A 17,878-nucleotide genomic window follows, 5' to 3' on the forward strand; every position below is an offset into this window, starting at 1 on the left:
GCTCCACCGGACCCGCCTCCGGGTCCTCGGCGTGGAAGAGCCGGACGAACTCCTCCGCCGCCCGCGGGTCGACCCACGTGAGCTCCGCGAGATCGACCCCCGGGCGTCGGACCGGCCGGCGAGCCGCTCGGGACGGGCCGACGTCACCACCGACGCGCTGGAGCGGGATGACGTCGGCCGTGGGCTGCCCCGATCGTGGTGTCGGGAGGACGCCGGGGGTGGGACCCGGTGGGGGCGGCGGACCGTGCCGCCCGGCCTGCTCGGTGTCCGCGGCGTCTGCGCTCATGCCACCCCAACTGTCTCGAAGGACTACACCGGTCCCGCGCGCCCCGGAGCGCGAGCGCGTTCATGGTGCGTGGCGGCCTCGGGCAGGAAGACCCCCGAACGGTGCGACTTCGTGGTCACCACGACTCCGCTGCGTGGCGATCCGCCCGAGACCGGCGTCGTCGTTGCCCGGTTCGAGAGAGACCGCGACTACCGCGCGTTCCCTGCGGCGGGCGATGGCACTGCATCCGCTGCGCCGTCCCCGTACCCCTCCCGGCGGTCACGTGGCGGGATCTGGGTGTCGGATCGTGGTGCGGCCGAGACCGCAATCGACGGTCCGGCATGAACGGCCGGAGGCGACAGCGTCCGGCATCCGGGTGACCGGGCCCGCGGTGGGAACGTCCCGCGGTCGCCGGTGGCACCGGCCGGCAGACCGTCCTCGACCGCCGGCGTCACGTCGAGGACCACTCCTCGTCGCCTCCGGAGACGTCCTGCACCGGCACGGCGATCTCGTTGCGACGCCGGAACGGCAGGGTCCAGGGCGGGTCGTAGAACCACGCCATCGCCTCCCCGACCGTGGCGATGCCGTGGTCGCGCAGCGTCGTCAGCAGCTCGTCGGTGCGGGCGGCGACCGCACGCGGGCCGCGGTCGCCGCGGAAGCGCAGCACGGCGACGGTCTCCCCGGGCACCGTCACCAGCCTGACGTCGGCGTCGTCGGGAGCGGGCAGGGTGTCCATCGTCCACCGCGAGGGCATGAAGAACCGGATCCGCCACCCGCCGTCACCCTCGCGGGACTGGGCGACCGGGGCGGTCATGGCGATCTCGTCGCCGCCGGTCGGCTGCTGGGCCACCGGTGCCGTCATGGCGATCTCGTCACCCCGGTGGTTGGCGCCGAAGATGTAGCGCGCCAGGCGACGGAACCCCAGGTTGCGCGCCTGCTCCTCGTCGGCCGAGACCACGGTCTCCGCGGCGATCCGCGGTCCGTACCGCCGCAGCTCGACGCCCTCCGTGAGTGGTCGGCGCAGGAAGTGCGGCTCCTCCGTGCCGACCCGGATGCCCCCGACCGAGAGCACGGACTCGACCACTTGCACCCCGAGCTTGCGCAGCTCCATCTGTCCCTCCGGGTCCCGGGATCGCCACGAGCGCGTGACCGCCCCATCGTCCGTCCCGGCCGTCGTTCGCGCTCGCCCCGACGCCCCGGGGCGGTCACGTCGGCGTCGGCTCCCCGAGACGCCGCCGGCGGCGGCGCAGGTCGTCCCGGCGGGCCGCGTTCGTCTCGGCGGTGATCGCGAGGCCGAAGGCGTCGTCGGCCTCGCCGGTCCGTCCGAGTCGGGCGAGCAGGACGGCGCGCGAGGCGAGCCAGGGGGCGTGGTCCTCGAGGTTCTCGACGGCGTCGACGGCCGCGAGACCGGCCGCGGGCCCGTCGCGCTCCCCGATCGCGACCGCCCGGTTGAGTCGCTCGACCGGCCCGTCGCGCACCGTCAGCAGGACGTCGTACCAGGACACGACCGCGACCCAGTCGGTCGTGTCCGGGCTCGGGGCGAGCGCGTGGCAGGCCGCGATGGCGGCCTGGACGAGATAGGGGTCGGGCCGCTCCGGGCAGCGGCGCAACCCCCGCCCGATGAGGGCGACGGCCTCGACGATCTCGTCGTCGTGCCAGCGGTCCCGGTCCTGGTCGGCGAGCAGCACCGGCCGTCCCTCGGCGTCGACCCGGGCGTCGCGCCGGGAGTGCTGGAGCAGCAGCAGGGCGAGCAGGCCGATGGCGGTCGGCTCGTCGGGCAGGAGAGCGTGGACGAGCCGGGCCAGCCGCACCGCCTCCGCGGCGAGCTCGCCGCGCAGCGGCGCGTCACCGGACGTGGCCGAGTAGCCCTCGTTGAACAGGAAGTACACCGTCGCCGCCACGGTGAGGAGGCGGTCGGGCAGCTCGTGGGCCGCCGGCACCCGGTACGGGATCGCGGCGCGGGCGATCTTCTGCTTGGTCCGGGTGATCCTCTTGCTCATCGTGGCCTCGCTGACCAGCAGCGCGCGGGCGACCTCCTCGGTGTTCAGCCCGCACAGCGTGCGCAGCGCCAGCGCCACCTGCGCCGGGGGCTCGAGCGCGGGGTGGCAGCAGGTGAACACGAGCCGGAGGAGGTCGTCGTCGATCGTGTCGACATCCCGGTCGTCCCCCGGGAGGTGCATCTCCACCGCGGACGCCTCCTTCTCGGCCCGCCGGCTCTCCCGGCGGAGCAGGTCGACGGCGCACCGCCTCGCGGTCACGATCAGCCAGGCCCGCGGTTGCTCGGGCACGCCGGTGCGGGGCCACGTCGCCAGGGCCCGCTCCACCGCGTCGGCGACGGCGTCCTCGGCCACCTGCCAGTCGCCGACGGTCCGGATGAGGGTGGCCAGCACACGCCGGCCCTCGTCGCGCACGACGCGGACGAGGGCGGCGTGGCCGTCGTCGGGCTCGGTCACATCGGGATGACGGGCCGGACCTCGACCGCCCCGTGCCGGGCGGCGGGGATCCGGGCCGCGGTGGCCACGGCCTCGTCGAGGTCGCCGCACTCGAGCAGGTAGAAGCCGGTGAGGACCTCCTTGGTCTCCGCGTACGGGCCGTCCCCGGTGACGACGTCACCGCCCTTGCCGCCCGCGACGCGCACGGTGGTGGCCGTCGACGTCGGGTACAGGGCGGCCCCGCCGCGGATGACCGCCTCGGCGCCGCGGCCGAACTCCCCGTACGCCGCCATCTCCTGGGCGTGCTCGGGGGCGGTCCAGTCCACGTCGGCGGTGTAGATCAGCGCTGCGTACATCGTCATGATCGCTCCTCGGGCTCGGGGCCGCCTTCATCCTGCGGCCACACCCGATGGACGAACAGAACGGGCCGGGACGGACAACCCGGCGGAAGATTTCCCCGACTACGCCGTGAGGTCCACGACGACCTTGCCGCGGCCCTCGGACTCGGCGAGCTCGTGTGCGCGCGCCACGTCGCCGAGGCCGACGACGTGCTCGACGGGCACCCGCAACCGTCCGGTGGCGACGAGGTGCAGCAGCGCCGCCAGGTCCGCGCTGCGGGCCGCGGTCCGGACGGCCGCGAAGTCGGCACGACCCGGTCGCAGGGCGCGCAGCACGTCCGGGTGCAGCGGCCGGACCGACACCACGATCCCGCCCGGCGCCAGGTACGGCGCGAGCTCGCGGTGCCGGGAGCGCCCGGCCGCGTCCAGCACGAGCTCGAACGGACCGGCGACGCGCAGCTGCGCGGCCAGGTCGTCCGCACGGCGGTCGAGCACCCGGTGCGCCCCCAGGTCCCGCACCCACCCGGTCTTCGCCGCGCTGGTCGTCCCGGTCACCTCCCCGCCCGCGAGGGCGGCCAGCTGCACCCCGAACGACCCGATACCCCCGGCCGCGCCCGAGACGAGCACCCGCGGGGGCCGCCCGCCGGGGCGCTGCCGGGCCCGGAGCCGCCCGTGCCGGTGCAGCGCCTGCAGCGCCGTGAGGCCCGCCAGCGTGACCGCCGCGGCGTCGGTCGCCGCGACGGCGTCGGGGATCCGGGCCGCCCGGTCCTGCGCGAGGAGGACCTGCTCGGCGAGGCCGCCGCCGCGGTGTGGCAGCAGCGCCGCGACCCGGTCGCCGACGGAGAACGCCGTGACCGCCGGCCCGGTCGCGAGCACCCGCCCGGCGACGTCGAACCCCGGCACGAACGGCATCCGCCCCCACGTCAACGGCGGGAGATCGCCGCGACGGAGCCCGAGGTCGGTGCCGTTGATGCTGCTCGCGTCCACGCCGACGAGCAGCTCCGCACCGCACGGCGCGGCCGGGGCCGCACGCCGCTCGATCCGCATCACCGATGCGTCGCCGAACGACGCGAAGCACCCCACCCGCATCTCGTCAGCCACCTCCCCATGCTGCCGGGCCGCCCCGGCGCCCGGGCCGACGTCCACGGCGTCGAGGAGGCCGGCCGGATCGTCACGGTCGGCCGTGCGGACACCGACCCGCGGGGGAGCACGTTTGCCGTCACACGGTCGCGGTCAGATCCTGGCGTGAGCAGGGCAGCCGACGGCGACGTCCTCGTCGTCGCGAGTCCGAGGGTCCAGTAGGCGAGGGGCGGTCCGTCAGTGTCCGAGATGTCCGAGCGGTCCGGGCTGCAGGTCGACGAGCACCTGCGAGCGTTCGTCGAGGACGAGCTGCTCGCGCAGGTCGAGCTCACAGCCGAGGAGTTCTGGTCCACCCTGGCGCGCCTCCAGGAGCGGTTCGCACCCCGGATCGCGACGGCCCTGGCCGAGCGCGACGACCTCCAGGGCAAGATCGACGCCTGGCACGCCGAGCACGGCGCGGGCTCCCGGGACGACTACGAGAAGCTGCTGACCGACCTCGGGTACCTGGCACCGGAGCCGTCGAGCGTCCAGACGATCGACGTCGACCGGGTCGACCCGGAGATCGCCGAGGTGCCCGGCCCGCAGCTGGTGGTGCCGTCCACGAACGCGCGCTTCTCGCTTAACGCCGCGAACGCCCGCTGGGGCTCGCTGTTCGACGCGTTCTACGGCACCGACGCGCTGCCCCAGGACCACGAGCTCGCCCGCGGCTACGACGAGCAGCGCGGCGCCCAGGTGATCGAGGCCGCCGACCAGCTGCTCGACGAGCTGTTCCCGCTCGAGCGCGGCAGCCACGCCGACGTCACCGCCTACCGCCCGTCGACCGACGGGCTCGCGGCCGACACCGCGGACGGCACGGTGGGTCTCGCCGACCCGTCGGCGTTCGCCGGGTTCAACGCCCCGGACGCCGACGGCCGGGGCAACGTGCTGCTCGTCCGCCACGGCCTGCACGTCGACCTGGTGATCGACCCGTCCACGCAGGTGGGCCGCCAGCACCACGCGGACGTCAGCGACGTCGTGCTCGAGTCGGCGGTGACCACGATCGTCGACCTCGAGGACTCGGTCGCCACGGTCGACGGCGAGGACAAGGCCCTCGCCTACCGCACGTGGCTCGGGCTGATGACCGGCGACCTGGTCGCGGAGTTCAGCAAGGGCGGCGAGACCGTCACCCGGCGGGTCAACCCGGACCGCGAGTACACCGCCGCCGACGGCAGCTCGCTGACGCTGCCGGGGCGCTCGCTGATGCTGGTCCGCAACTGCGGCCACCACATGACCACGAACGCGGTGCTCACCGCCGACGGCGAGGAGGTCGCCGAGGGCGTGCTCGACGTGCTGGTCTCCGCCGTCGCGGGCCTCTACGACCTCAACGGCGTCGGCCCGCACACGAACTCCCGCGCGGGCAGCGTCTACATCGTCAAGCCCAAGCAGCACGGGCCGGCGGAGGTCGCGCTCTCCGTCGAGCTGTTCGCGGCCGTCGAGGAGGCGCTCGGCCTCGCCACCAACACGCTGAAGATCGGCATCATGGACGAGGAGAAGCGGACGACGGTCAACCTGTCGGCCTGCATCGGTGAGGCCGCGCACCGCGTCATCTTCGTCAACACCGGGTTCCTCGACCGGACCGGCGACGAGATCCACACCTGCTTCGCGGCCGGTCCGGTGCTGCGCAAGGGCGACATGAAGTCGACGGTCTGGCTGCAGACCTACGAGGACCGCAACGTCGACGTCGCCCTGGCGGCCGGGTTCTCCCACCGCGCGCAGATCGGCAAGGGGATGTGGGCCAAGCCCGCCGCGATGGCCGAGATGCTCGAGCAGAAGATCGGGCACCCGAAGGCCGGTGCGAACACGGCCTGGGTGCCCTCGCCGACCGCGGCGACGTTGCACGCGCTGCACTACCTGCGTGTCGACGTGCACGCCGTCCAGTCCGAGCTCGCGCAGCGCGAGACGGCCGACCGCCGCCACCTGCTGGAGCTCCCGCTCTCCGACGCGAGCACGCTGTCGGACGACGACGTGCGCCGGGAACTGGAGACCAACGCCCAGTCGATCCTCGGCTACGTCGTGCGCTGGGTGGGGATGGGCATCGGCTGCTCGACGGTGCCCGACCTCGACGGCGTCGGGCTGATGGAGGACCGCGCCACCCTCCGGATCTCCAGCCAGCTCATCGCCAACTGGCTGGAGCACGGCGTCGTCGACGCCGACACCGTCCGGGAGACGTTCGCGCGCATGGCCGCGCTGGTCGACGAGCAGAACGAGGGGCAGGCGGGCTACCCGCCGATGGCGCCGGACCTGGAGAACAGCGAGTCGTTCCAGGCTGCCCTCGAGCTCGTTTTCACCGGCGGGACCGAGCCCAACGGCTACACCGAGCGCCCCCTGACGCAGTGGCGCCGGAAGGCCAAGGCCCGCGCCTGACGCGGCTCGGCCGGCGTCGCGGCCGGCCGACTATCCCGCACAGCACGAGACCAGGCTGTACCACGTCTCGGGGTCGCAGACCCCGGTCACGACCTGGCGGATCGATTCCACCACGAGTGCCGGCTCATCCTGATAGATGTCGTGTCCGCTGCTGGCTGCGACGGTGTGGCGGGCGCCCGGGGTGAGCGTGACGAGGTCGTCCTGCAAGGCGTGCCAGCTCTCTTCCAGTTCCGCGACCGGGAACCCCGGGATGGGCACATCCACCGGCTTCCCCCGGGTGAGCACCGCCAAGGGCATCGGCCGCAGTGGCAGGTCCGCGCGGGCTCGGGCCACCGAGGCGTCGGTGCGGTCGGCGTCGACCTGTTCGAAGTCGGGATAACTCTCCCGCAGCGAGGAAGCACCGTTCTGCACGTTGGCGAGCAGTGCGGGAGTCAGCAGGCGCCGCAGCTCGGCGTCGTACCGCTCGTGCGCGGCGTCGACGAGGACCAACCCGGCGACGTCGTCGGGATGGGAGGCGGCGTAGAGGCGGGCGTACTGACCGCCGAGGGAGTGAGCGGCGAGCACGTAGGGTCCGGGGATCCGGGCCGCCCGGAGCAGCGCGTGGAGGTCGGCGACCGTGTCCTCGACGGGGCGCGGCTGAGGGACGGGGTCGCTACGGCTGCGTTCCGCAGGATCATCGACCGACTCGCCGACGGTGCCGGGCCGGTCGTACGCGCAGACCCGGGCGAACCCGGATACGCCCGCGAGGACCGCCATCGGCGGCACGTGGGGACAGCGCGCTCCACGCGCTACCGCGATTGCCGTATCCGGCGATCAGGACGACTGTCGGCCATGGTGGCGTCTTCGACGGATCTCAGTACAGCCACGGCTCCCGCAGGTCGATGAACTCGATGTTCGCCATCATCTCCGCGAACTCACTCATCTCCGCCGCGAGCTCGGCCGGCGGCTCCTTCGCCTCGTTGGCCCGTGCTTCGGCCTCGCTGGTGAAGTAGGCGACCTCGGTGTAGGTGCTCCCGCCCGTCCAGACCCGGATGCCGCCGATGAGGTCCGGCCGGTAGGCGGCCGCATGTTCGGCGAGCCGGGAGTCCAGGTGGCGAAGCCGCTCGCGGTCCGAGGCGCTCCCCTTCAGAAGCTGGACGAAACCCGCGTCGTCGGAGCCGCCGGCCAGGAACGTATCGACCTCCTCGGAGTCGACGAACGTGACCTCCCCGTCGAAGCACTTCTCGGCCTCCGCCCACCAACGGCCCTGCTCCGCTCGCTCACTGTTCGCCTTCGCCGCGGCGGCGGATTCGAAACGCGCCAGGGCGAAGCCTCGGCCGTCGTCCGCGATCCCGGCGGTCGTTCCGAGATAGCCCGGAGCACTCGGCCGAAGCTCGGCCATCCACCGATCCATCTGGCGGCGCAGGCCCTCACGATCACCCACGCGGCCCTCGATCACCTGAACGAACATCCTGCACCTCCCAGGAATGCCTTGTGGAACTCAGCATCCTCGGGTGATCTTCGGAACGGAACGAGCATCACGGACGGGCTCGGCACGACGACACCGGGTGAGCCGAGCGACCGCGTGCCCGCCTCACGATGATCCACCGCGGGTCGCCCGTCGCGCTGAGCAGCCGGTCCGCGGGGCCGCCGTCGCATCGCGCCAGGAGGCCGCGACCGCGCCACCCGGGTCGTGACCCGGCCGACCGCCCGAGGCGACAGCCGGCGCCGCGGTACCGGAGCGTTCCCCTTCCGCGGTGACCCGTCGCATAATCGGCAGGTGGCCGTCGCCCGCCTCGTCGGTCGCGCCGGGGAGCTGTCCGCGCTGCTCGCCCGGTGCGTATCGGAGCCGGCGGGGGCGGTCCTCGTCACCGGGGAGGCCGGCGTCGGGAAGACGCGTCTGCTCGACGAGCTCGCCGGCCGGATGCGCTCGGGCGGGGCGTTGGTGCTGCGTGGCCACGGCGTCCGCGGCGGCGGACCGTTCCGGCCGCTCGCGCACGCGCTCGTCCGGGTGTCGCCGCCGGAGCTCGCCGAGGCGCCGGAGCTGCGCCCCTACGCGGCCGTGCTCGCCCGCCTGCTCCCCGGGTGGCCGTCGGCGACGCCCGAGGCGGGACACCTCGTCGACCCCGTCGTCGTGCTCGGCGAGGCCGTCCGCGCACTGCTGCACGTGCTCGCCGGGGGCCGGCGGGCGGTGCTGGTGCTCGACGACCTGCACTGGGCCGACCGGGACACGCTCGGCGTGCTGGAGTACCTGTCCGCCGACCCGCCGATGCCGCTCGTGCTGGCCGCCCGCGACGACGAACGCGGACCGCCCGGACTGGACGTCGTCGGCAGGCGCTCCACCCGGATGTCGCTGGACCGGCTCGACGCGACGCACGTCGGGGTCCTGGCTGCGCAGCGCGCCGGCGCTGCGGTCGACGGCGACGTCGTGACGTTCCTGACCGCAGCCTCCGGCGGGCTGCCCTTCCTGGTCACCGAACTGACCGGTGATCTGATCGACTCGGGTCAGCTGCAGCGCGACCACGGCCGGTGGCGTGCCGACGGGCCGCTGCGAACGCGGGTGCCGGACGCGTACACGCGGCTCGTCGAGACACGGGTCGCCGCGCTCGGCGCGAGCGAGCGGACTCTGGTCCGCACGGCCGCGTTGCTGGGCGACGAGCTGGACTGGCAATTCGTCGCGGCGGCCACCGGGGACGACCCCTCGCCCGGAGTGCGTGCGGCCATCGACGCGGGGTTGTTCCACACGAGCGAGCCCGACGCCCTGCACTGGCGACACGCGCTCACCCGCGACGCCGTGCTGGACGGGCTGAACCCACCGGAGCGCGTCGAGCTGTCGCGCCGGGCCGCGGCGCGGCTGCGGGGGGTCGAGCTGGCCGGGGCACAGCTCGCGGCCGCGGCGGACCTGTGCGCAAGGGCGGGCGACCGGTCCCGCGCGGCGCAGCTGCTGCTCGACCTCGGTCGCGAGCATCTCGCGGCGGCCGCGCTCACTGCGGCCGGAGACGCGCTGGCCTCCGCGGCCGCGCTCGTCGATGACGGCGCGGGGCCGGCCGCGCAGATCGCGGGCGAGCGTCTGCGCGTGCTCGCGCTCGCCGCCCGGACCGACGACGCGCTCGCGCTCGGGGAGCAGGTCCTGCCCGGCCTGCCGGTCGACGGCGCAGCCGGGGTCCGACTCCAGCTCGCGCGCGCCTGCGTCGTCGCCGAGCGGTGGGACCAGGCCGCCGACCACCTGGACGCCACGTCCCGTGGGAGCGCCGAACGGCTCGCCATCGCCGCGCACGTCGCGCTCGGGCGGCGCGACGTCGACGGTGCACTCCGCGTCGCTGCCGACGCCGTCGCGGTCGGTCGCCGGGACGGTGTGCCCGAAGCGGTCTGCGAGGCCCTCGAGATCACCGGGCGGGCTCTGCGCCGGTCCGATCCGCCGGCCTCCCGGGCGGCGTTCGCCGAGGGCGAGCGGCTGGCCGCCGAGCACGGCCTCGTGGTGTGGCGAATTCGCGCGCTGGCCGAAATGGGCACGCACGACATGCTGGCGTCGGCGGACCTCCGGCGGCTCCGGCAAGCACGCCTGCTCGCGGAAGAGTCCGGGCTGCTCGGCACGGCCATGATGCTGGACCTGCAGCTCCTGGCCGCGACCGCCGGCATCGACGGGTACGTCGCGACCCTCCCGTTCGCGCGCCGGTGCGCCGAGACCGCCGCCCGGCTCCGGCTGCCGGGCCCGGCCGCGCACGCCATGCTGTTCGTCGGTCGCGGGAGATTCTGGAGCGGCGACACCGAGGGCGCCCTGGCCGCCCTCGAGGAGTACCTGCGCACCAGTCCCGACCCGGTGCCTTCCACCTTCGCGCGGGCGCCGACCCAGGCCTACGACGCGTGGCTGTCCCACGACGGCATCCGGGCAGCGGAACGCCTGTCGATGGCGGTGGAGGCCCTGCGCGCCAGCACGGTGTCCAGCCCGGCTCCGTTCTGGGGGCACTGGGCGCTGCTCTCGACGGTCGTGCACCCGGACGACCCGGCACCACTGGAGGAGCTGCGGGACTCCGACGTGCTGGTCCAGGCCGCCAACCATGCCGCGTTGCACTACGGGGACGCCGTGCTCGCCGCCCGGGCCGGCGCTCCCGACCGGTCGCGCGAGCTCGTCGAGGCCGGGGACGCGATCCTCTCCGGACGCAACCACGAGCGGTTGTTCCAGCGAAGCCTGATGATCACCTCCGACGGCGCCGCCGCCGCGTTCGACGCCGAGGTGCTCCTCCGGGAGGCGCTGACCCGCTGGGAGCCGGCCGGGGAGGTCCGTCTCGTGCGCTGGTGCCGCGAGCGTCTGCGCATGCTCGGGCTTCCGGTGCCCCGGCCGGGCCGCGACCACACCGCGGTCCCGCCGGCGTTGCGCGCGATCGGCATCACCGGCCGCGAGCTGGAGGTCCTGCGCCTGGTGGCCGACGGCGCGACCAACGCCGAGGTCGCGACCCGTCTTCACCTGTCCCCGCGCACCGTCGAGACGCACGTGAGCAATCTGCTCGCCAAGACCGGCGCGACGACCCGCGGCCAGCTCGCGGGATGGCTCCCCGCGCCAGGTCCGTAACGGTGCCCGGCTGACTCCGTGGCCGGCACGGATCCGCGCGTCGGTCGGCCGGGCGATGCTCGTCGCACGAGGCGGGAGCCCGCCGAGCAACCCGAGGAGCGCACCATGACGATCACCGCCACCGACGCCCGCACAATGGCAGAGGCCCGGTTCACCGACATGTCGACCGGCGACCTGGACGCCTTCACGCGGACGTTCCACCCGACGGCGAGCGACCGCATCGTGGGTGCTCCGCCCGCCTGCGCCACACCCGGACCCGAGGGCTTCCACGCGGCCGCGCTCTGGCTGCGCGGCATGTTCTCCGACCTGCGCTGGGACGTCCACGAGGCGATCGCCCAGGACGACCTCCTCGTCGCCTACACGACCATGCGCGGCCGACACACCGGCCCGATGACGAAGTACTCGCCGGACGGCGACCTGGTGATGGACGTGCCCGCGACGGGCAACGAGGTCGCCGTCACCCAGACCCACTGGTACCGCTACCTCGACGACCTGATCGTCGAGCACTGGGCCAGCCGCGACGACCTCGGCATGCTGCGCCAGCTGGGCCTCGTCGGCTGAGCTGGACCACCTCCTGCCTCACCGGAAGGTCATTCCAGGCCGCGTCGGGGAAGCATTCGGGGACCTGACACAACGAAGGAATGATTTCGGCGCTGCCGGTCAGCACGACGCCGCGGCCGTCTCGCTCGGCGGCATCGCCCCGCCGCAGGAGGCTTCGCGGGAACGGGCCCGAGGCGTGCCAGACTGGGCTGATGGTGAGCGTGGGCACGGTCCAGATCGAGGCGGCGCGCGTCGCTGCGCGGACCAAGAAGATGCTTCGCGAGGATGGCGTTCGGGCGACCGGCCGCTTCTTCGCGCTGCAGGCCTGGGAGCACGCCACCCTGCCGATTCTTCGGCGCCGCCGAGCCGGCGACAGGTTCCCCTTCGACGGCACCGAGCTGGAGTACGAGTATTCGCTCTACGGTCAGACCTGGCGTAACGAACGCACGATCGAGATCGCCATCGCCCGATATTTCCTCGCCGATGCGCCGGGTCGGATGCTCGAGGTCGGAAATGTGCTCAGCCATTACGGGATGCGCGGCCACGACGTCCTCGACCGGTATGAGCGGGGACTTCCCGGAGTCCTGAACGAGGATGTCCTGACCTTCGACCCGGACTCACGCTACGACACCATCGTCTCCATCTCCACCCTGGAACATGTGCGATGCGACGAGGACGAGAAGGACCCACGAGGGTCGATGAAGGCCCTGACCAATCTCCGACGGTTGTTGGCGCCCGGCGGTCGGATGCTGGTGACCGTTCCCATCGATTGGCATCCGGGCCTCGACGAGGACATCGCGGCGGGCCGGTTCACGCTCGGACGCGACGTCTTCTATCGGCGCGACTCCCGATACGACTGGTCGAGGACCGATCGCGACGGAGCCCTCGAGGCCCGTTACGGCACTCCCTACGAGGCCGCGAACGCGCTACTCGTCACCACGACGCTCTGAGCTGATCGAGACCGAGCGGCGGGGCCGGGAGTTCGGATCGCACTCAGAGGCCGGCGACCACGACCGGGTCGAGGCGGTAGACAGTGACCGTCCCGGCGCGGAAGGCCGGGGTGAGACCGGGAAGGCCCGTGAGGTCCTCGAAGCCGCGGGGCACGGTCAACCGGTCGACCCCGGGCCATCCCGACGGGGCTCCGCCGACCCCGATGGGAGGGGCCTCGGAGTCGACGTACAGCCAGGCGACGCGCAGATCCAGAAGGTCCCGACGGATCACGGGATCCGTCGGATAAGTGCGGAAACCGGCCAGCAACCGGTAGGTGTACGGCGCCGCGGCGCTCCCGAGGCTCGCCAGGTTCACGACCGGCAGACCGTGCTCGGTGTAGAGGATCGTCGAACCGTCGTTGGCCGAGTTCAGCACGCGCTGGCCGCTCTGCACGTGACCGGCGAGCCACGCCGCCGCCGCCTCGTCGTCCCCGTTCACCCGAGTGAAGTCCGGCGTCGCGAAGCGTGAGGCGACGGCGTTCTCGTTGACGCGCGCGTAGCCGTAGCCGGGTCCGACGAGATACGCGGCGACGACGAGCAGCAGCAGTCCCGCCGTCACCCACGGCACGACCGGGCGACCCACGTGGGGAAGCCGCCGTGCCGCCCACCGAGCCGCGATGGCGACGCCCAGCGCTCCCGCCGGAACGGCCACGAGGGACAGCTGCGACCACACCCGCGGCTCGGAGTTGTAGAAGAAGGACGTGATCACCCCCGGAGCTCCTCGTCCCGGCGCGACGAAGTAGGAGACGACGATGGCGAACCATCCGGCGACGGCTGCCAGGAGAGGGAGACAGCGCCGGGTCGCCACGAGCACGAGGAGCCCACCGACGATCAGGACGGCAGCGCCGACCTGTGCGCGCGTGCTGTCCGGGTCGAGGTAGCCACCGTAGGCGAACGTCAGGGCCTTACCGACCGCCTGAGCGACGGGCCGGTCCGGGGTCTCCGAGTCGAACGACGTCGTCGCGGCGACCGCGCGGGCCCCGATGATCAGGGTGGGAAGAGCGACGAGGAGAGCGAGAGCCGCCGGGGCCGCCAAGGCACGGACGACGCGACGGAGATCCCGCCGACCACGCCGCGCCACGTCGACGATGAGATAGATGCCCATCGTGAGCCCGAGCGTCACCACGGCGCTGGGGTGGGCGATCACCGCTCCGGCCGTGGCGAGCCCGGCGGACACCAGGACTGCGCGAGGCGCCCGGCGCCAGGAGACCAGCGCGGCGAGGACACCGGCGCACAACGCGAGGGCGACCGAGTTCGGCAGCACGCCGCCGTCGTGCGCGAGCTGCACTCCGGGTCGGTAGAGCGTGGCCATGAGGACGCAGGCGACGCCGGCCGCTCCCACTGCGGTGTCCGGCGCACAACCGTTCGCCCGAGCGAGCGCCCACGCCAGACACGCGGCGGCGAGCGGCATACCGAGGCCCACCAGGACGAGCGCGAGCGCATTGACCGAGACCACGACGTCCCCGGTGACCTGCGCGACCGCTCCCGCAAGGAGGTGGAAACCAGCTGGGTAGAAGATCGTGTCGGAACCTGAGAGCACGTCGGTCGGCGCCAGCGCCCACGGCGCGCCCACGCCTGTCCGCGCGACGTAGGACGACACCGCGAGGTGGTAGATCATGTCGTGTTCTTGCGGGTAGGTCCGCAACGACCACCCCATGCCGCCGAGCCAGGTGAGGACACTGACGCCGAGCCCGGCGCCGATCGCGGCCGTGCCCGCGAGCATCGGCACGGTCCGCACGGACGTGGCGCGGGATACCTTGCCGGGTGCCGCTCGACCTCGGCGCAGGAGTGCCCGGCGCACCACTGCGGCTCCCGCGAGAACGACGCTCACGACCGCGAGGGCGACGAACCCGAACGACGCACCCACGGCCGTCGTGATCAGTCCGGTCAGGGACGCGACGGCGACCGAGCACGGTGCCGAGAGAGCCAGGTACCACCACGGCCCTCGGACGCCGATCAACAGCATCGCGCACGTGCCCGGGACCAGGGCCAGACAGACCCCGACGACGAAACCGGCGACGTCGAGGAGCACCGCGCTCTCCTTCCCCCCGGGCGCCGCGGGGGCCGTCGTGCCCGCGTCGGTGGACGTGGTGACCTCAAGTCGGGAAGAGCCCGGAGGAACGGAGTTGCGACATCGACAGGCCCCGTCCGGGTCTCCGGTCGCCCACCGTAGTGCCGGCCGGGTCCCGGAACGTGGCTCGCCGCCCGTCAGGCGTGTCGAGGATCGACGGCGGTGGGTTCCGCACGGGATCCGTCGGCGTCCGACGCCTCGTGCACCGACGGCGCGGACAGCCGCCCCTCGTCGTGGGTGCGGCCGATGCGGCTGTCGGCGACGAGCACCCCCACCAGGACGACCACGGCCGCGGCGAGCTGCGCGAGGGCACCCCACAACCGGGGATCGCCCGGCACGGCGGACACGAGCCCGAGCACGCACAGGCCGGAGAGCCAGGCAAGACCGACGTCGCGGTGACGGCGGAAGGCCAGCGCCCGCGTCTGCAGCACGAAGGCGGCGGCCCCGATCAGGGTCGAGGCCGCGAGTGTGGTCGTCGCCGACCACGGGGGAACCTCCTGCACCGCGAACACCGTGCGCGCCAGACCGGGCACGATGAGCGTGGCCGCGAGCAGCCACGGGATCGACGCGGCGCCCAGCAGGAGCAGTGGGGGCCGCAGTGCGCGTCTCGTGCCGTCCCGGTCGTCGTGCTCAGCCGCAGCCGCGACCGACGGCAGGAGGACCGCCTGGATGGCGGGGAAGACGAACACCGGCGCCCGGAGAATCACCGCGACCGCGACGAAGCCGGCGGCCTCGGAGGGGGCCGCCGCCAACGCCGAGGTCACCGAGACGGGGGCCAGGTTCCACACGCCCTGTGAGGAGAGGTAGAAGAGCGACGTCCAGATCAGAGCGGTCATGACGACCCGGTGCTCGCTCCCGCGCGCGGGCTCCCGCACTCCCGCCGACCACACGGTGCGCATCCGTACGAACAGCCCGACACCTGACGTCCGGAGTGCGACGAGGACCGCGGCGACTCCGGGGGACAGGACCAGCACGGCAGCCCACCCGACCACCGAGTCCACGCCCGCAAGAGCCAACACCGCAGCGCCGAGCAGGGTGGACGCTGCCTCGACGAGGAACGTGAGGCTGTACGGACGGAACCGGCGCCGCGCCGCGAGCGGACCCCGGACGCAGTAGGAAGCCGCCATCGTGCACGAGCCGAGCGCGAGCGCGAGCGCGACGTCCACGCCGGGAAGCAAGGGTGTCGCCGCGAACGACAGGGCGATGGCGACGGCGAGGAGCACAGCCGCGCGACGCACCGCGCTCGCGAGAACCGGACGCCCGTTCACGCCGGCCGCGTCGGCGGCGGCGAGAACTCGACTGGTCTCGAGCTCGACGGATGCGAAGACTCCGCGGCCGATGGTGTTCAGCAACAGGTAGAAGGCACTGATCACAGCGAATCCGGCGGCCGGCATCGTGCGTGCCGCGAGCGCGAGCAGCACGTATCCCGCTCCCGCCAGGAGCACTTGGCTGATCGGCACACACACCGCGGCCCGAAGTCCGGCATCGCCCACCTGCCCGAGACGGAGAGATGCCACGAAAGGGAGGCTACGGCGCACGACACCGGGCACTTCCTCACGCCCTTCGACACGCCGAAGTCGATGGTGACTCCGGCGTTGCTACGTTGTCCGGCGACCGCCATCGGGGAGGGTGTGTGACCGAGCTCCGGATCTGCGCGTTGACCAGCTATGGCGAGCACACCGCCCTGACCGGCGGACGGCTCCGGCGCGACAACCTGCTGCGTGCCCTCGCGAAGCGCGGGCACCACGTCGCCCGCTTCGACGTGCCGAGCAGGCCCGGCCCCCGATCGGCGGTCGGCGCCGTCCGGGTGGTCGCTCAGCGCGCGTTCCGTGACGCTCTCGCGCGTTCCGACATCGTCCTTCTCGGTGATGTGTTCTGCTTGCCGAGCATTCCCCTGATTCGACGTTCAGGGATCCCGATCGTCCTCGATCTCGTCGACAGCCCCTATCGGCTCGTCAGCTCCGGCCCGCGTCGCACCGTGGCACAGAAGTGCTCCACACTCGCCGGCGCCGCACAACTGGTGCCCGTGATGCAACTGCTCTACCCACTCGTCTCCGCCGTCACCTACATCTCCGACGACGATGCGTCCTGGGACACGGCACGGGTGCGCCGTGGTCCCCGCACCCACGTCGTGCCCAACGGGATCGCCGCACCCCTCTTCGAACTGGACCTGTGTGCCCCACCGGACGATGGATATGTCGCCTGGTTGGCCGACTGGACGTACGCGCCCAACCGGGACTCGCTCCGCTGGTTCGTCGAGGAGGTGGCACCGCGCCTCCCCGACACCGTTCTCGAACGGATCACCCTCTTCGGCGCCGGCGACCCGTGGACCATCAGCGCCGAGGGCGGCGCGCTCGAACGCTCGCGATCACGCATGGCGTTCGCCGGCTTCGTGGACCGGCTCGCCGACGTCTACCGGGGAGCCCGGGCGGTCGTGGCACCGGTCACCAGAGGCGCCGGGGTCAACAACAAGGTCCTCGAGCCGCTCGCCGCCGGACGTCCGCTGGTGACCACCGTGGTGGGAACACGAGGACTGCCTCCGGCCGTCCTCGACAACATCCGGTACGCGGCCGACGGAGCAGGCTTCGCGGCCGAGCTCCGTGCGCTCCTCTCCGCGACCTGGGAACCCGCATCGGCCCGTGCCGCGCGCGCCTCGGTCGACTCGCTCAGCTGGGACCGGGCCGGAGCCCTGATGGAGAACGTCCTGGTGGGCGTCGCGCAGCGGCACGGCACGACGGCGAGTCACGGACACGCTCGCTAGCCGTCGGATGACGACGAGTCAGTGGGGACGGATCCCGTCCGGGCGCACGTGGGGCTCGTCGACGTCCGTCTCCGATCCGCGCGACGAGCCGACGTCCGTCCCGGCGCGCCACTCGACCTCCTCGAGACGCAGCCGGAGGGCACCGACCTCCTCGGCCAGCCGCCGGGCCTGCTCCTCCAGCACTCCGACCTCGATCGAGAGCTGCAGGGAGACCCCGAAGAGGATCAACAGGGAGACCAGGAAGAGCAGATTGCTCGGGACCGCGATGCCCAGGAGGGCCGAAGCGCGCTGGAGCAGCGTCGGGGAGACCGAGATCACCACGGTCGCACCGGCGACGACCACCCACAGGAACGCGTACTTCTGACGCAGTCTGCGCCCGCGCAGGAGCTCGACGACCAGCACGACGGCGGTGATCGCCACGACGATCGTGACGATCGTGAGGCGGGCCAA

The 17,878-nt window shown here is 73.1% G+C and carries 15 protein-coding genes; 5 read left to right on the forward strand and 10 right to left on the reverse strand.

The features are described from left to right. The 5 genes from PHK61_RS11505 to PHK61_RS11525 form a co-directional block, all read right to left on the reverse strand. Nucleotides 1–286: hypothetical protein (locus PHK61_RS11505; RefSeq protein WP_274281113.1), on the reverse strand; the 286-nt coding region annotated here is incomplete at its 3' end. Between the two features lie 430 nt (nt 287–716). Then, nucleotides 717–1,376 (reverse strand): SOUL family heme-binding protein, encoded by a 660-nt coding sequence (locus PHK61_RS11510; RefSeq protein WP_274281114.1) that lies wholly within the window; start codon nt 1,374–1,376, stop codon nt 717–719. Between the two features lie 94 nt (nt 1,377–1,470). Beyond that, nucleotides 1,471–2,718, reverse strand: coding sequence for an RNA polymerase sigma factor (locus PHK61_RS11515; protein WP_274281115.1), 1,248 nt, complete (start codon nt 2,716–2,718; stop codon nt 1,471–1,473). Beyond that, on the reverse strand, nt 2,715–3,059 hold the full coding sequence (locus tag PHK61_RS11520) for a YciI family protein (RefSeq protein WP_274281116.1): 345 nt from the start codon (nt 3,057–3,059) through the stop codon (nt 2,715–2,717). Before PHK61_RS11520 ends, PHK61_RS11515 begins: the two co-directional genes overlap by 4 nt. Before the next feature lie 99 nt (nt 3,060–3,158). Further along, nucleotides 3,159–4,136 (reverse strand): NADP-dependent oxidoreductase, encoded by a 978-nt coding sequence (locus PHK61_RS11525; protein WP_274281117.1) that lies wholly within the window; start codon nt 4,134–4,136, stop codon nt 3,159–3,161. A gap of 228 nt (nt 4,137–4,364) precedes the next feature. Here PHK61_RS11525 and PHK61_RS11530 point away from each other — a divergent pair, with 228 nt between their 5' ends. Further along, nucleotides 4,365–6,518 carry a malate synthase G gene (locus PHK61_RS11530; protein ID WP_274281118.1) on the forward strand — a complete coding sequence of 718 codons (2,154 nt, stop codon included), beginning with the start codon at nt 4,365–4,367 and terminating at the stop codon, nt 6,516–6,518. 30 nt (nt 6,519–6,548) lie between these two features. Here PHK61_RS11530 and PHK61_RS11535 read toward each other — a convergent pair whose 3' ends face one another. Both PHK61_RS11535 and PHK61_RS11540 read right to left on the reverse strand, forming a co-directional pair. Continuing rightward, nucleotides 6,549–7,274, reverse strand: a complete 726-nt coding sequence (locus PHK61_RS11535; RefSeq protein WP_274281119.1) for an alpha/beta fold hydrolase — start codon at nt 7,272–7,274, stop codon at nt 6,549–6,551. Nucleotides 7,275–7,371: 97 nt separating this feature from the next. Further along, a complete protein-coding gene (locus PHK61_RS11540; protein WP_274281120.1) occupies nt 7,372–7,968 on the reverse strand; it encodes a hypothetical protein in 597 nt (198 codons plus the stop codon). Between the two features lie 309 nt (nt 7,969–8,277). Between PHK61_RS11540 and PHK61_RS11545 the strand changes: the two genes are divergently transcribed. From PHK61_RS11545 to PHK61_RS11555, 3 genes are all read left to right on the forward strand, one after another. Next, nucleotides 8,278–11,067 carry an ATP-binding protein gene (locus PHK61_RS11545; RefSeq protein WP_274281121.1) on the forward strand — a complete coding sequence of 930 codons (2,790 nt, stop codon included), beginning with the start codon at nt 8,278–8,280 and terminating at the stop codon, nt 11,065–11,067. Nucleotides 11,068–11,172: 105 nt separating this feature from the next. After that, the gene (locus tag PHK61_RS11550; protein WP_274281122.1) at nt 11,173–11,628 is read left to right on the forward strand and encodes an ester cyclase; all 456 of its coding nucleotides are present in this window, start codon (nt 11,173–11,175) and stop codon (nt 11,626–11,628) included. Between the two features lie 191 nt (nt 11,629–11,819). Next, on the forward strand, nt 11,820–12,557 hold the full coding sequence (locus tag PHK61_RS11555) for an SAM-dependent methyltransferase (RefSeq protein ID WP_274281123.1): 738 nt from the start codon (nt 11,820–11,822) through the stop codon (nt 12,555–12,557). A gap of 43 nt (nt 12,558–12,600) precedes the next feature. Here PHK61_RS11555 and PHK61_RS11560 read toward each other — a convergent pair whose 3' ends face one another. Further along, nucleotides 12,601–14,628: a DUF6541 family protein gene (locus tag PHK61_RS11560; protein WP_274281124.1), complete on the reverse strand. Its 2,028-nt coding sequence runs from the start codon at nt 14,626–14,628 to the stop codon at nt 12,601–12,603. Nucleotides 14,629–14,804: 176 nt separating this feature from the next. Continuing rightward, a complete protein-coding gene (locus PHK61_RS11565) occupies nt 14,805–16,184 on the reverse strand; it encodes a hypothetical protein (RefSeq protein ID WP_274281125.1) in 1,380 nt (459 codons plus the stop codon). Nucleotides 16,185–16,300: 116 nt separating this feature from the next. On the opposite strand from PHK61_RS11565, the gene PHK61_RS11570 reads away from it, so the two are divergent. Then, nucleotides 16,301–17,428 (forward strand): glycosyltransferase, encoded by a 1,128-nt coding sequence (locus PHK61_RS11570; RefSeq protein WP_274281126.1) that lies wholly within the window; start codon nt 16,301–16,303, stop codon nt 17,426–17,428. Nucleotides 17,429–17,446: 18 nt separating this feature from the next. Here the strand turns inward: PHK61_RS11570 and PHK61_RS11575 are convergent, their stop codons facing one another. Beyond that, nucleotides 17,447–17,878 (reverse strand): DUF2304 domain-containing protein, encoded by a 432-nt coding sequence (locus PHK61_RS11575; protein ID WP_274281127.1) that lies wholly within the window; start codon nt 17,876–17,878, stop codon nt 17,447–17,449.

The organism is Actinomycetospora lutea, from assembly GCF_028737205.1.
Lineage (GTDB): Bacteria > Actinomycetota > Actinomycetes > Mycobacteriales > Pseudonocardiaceae > Actinomycetospora > Actinomycetospora lutea.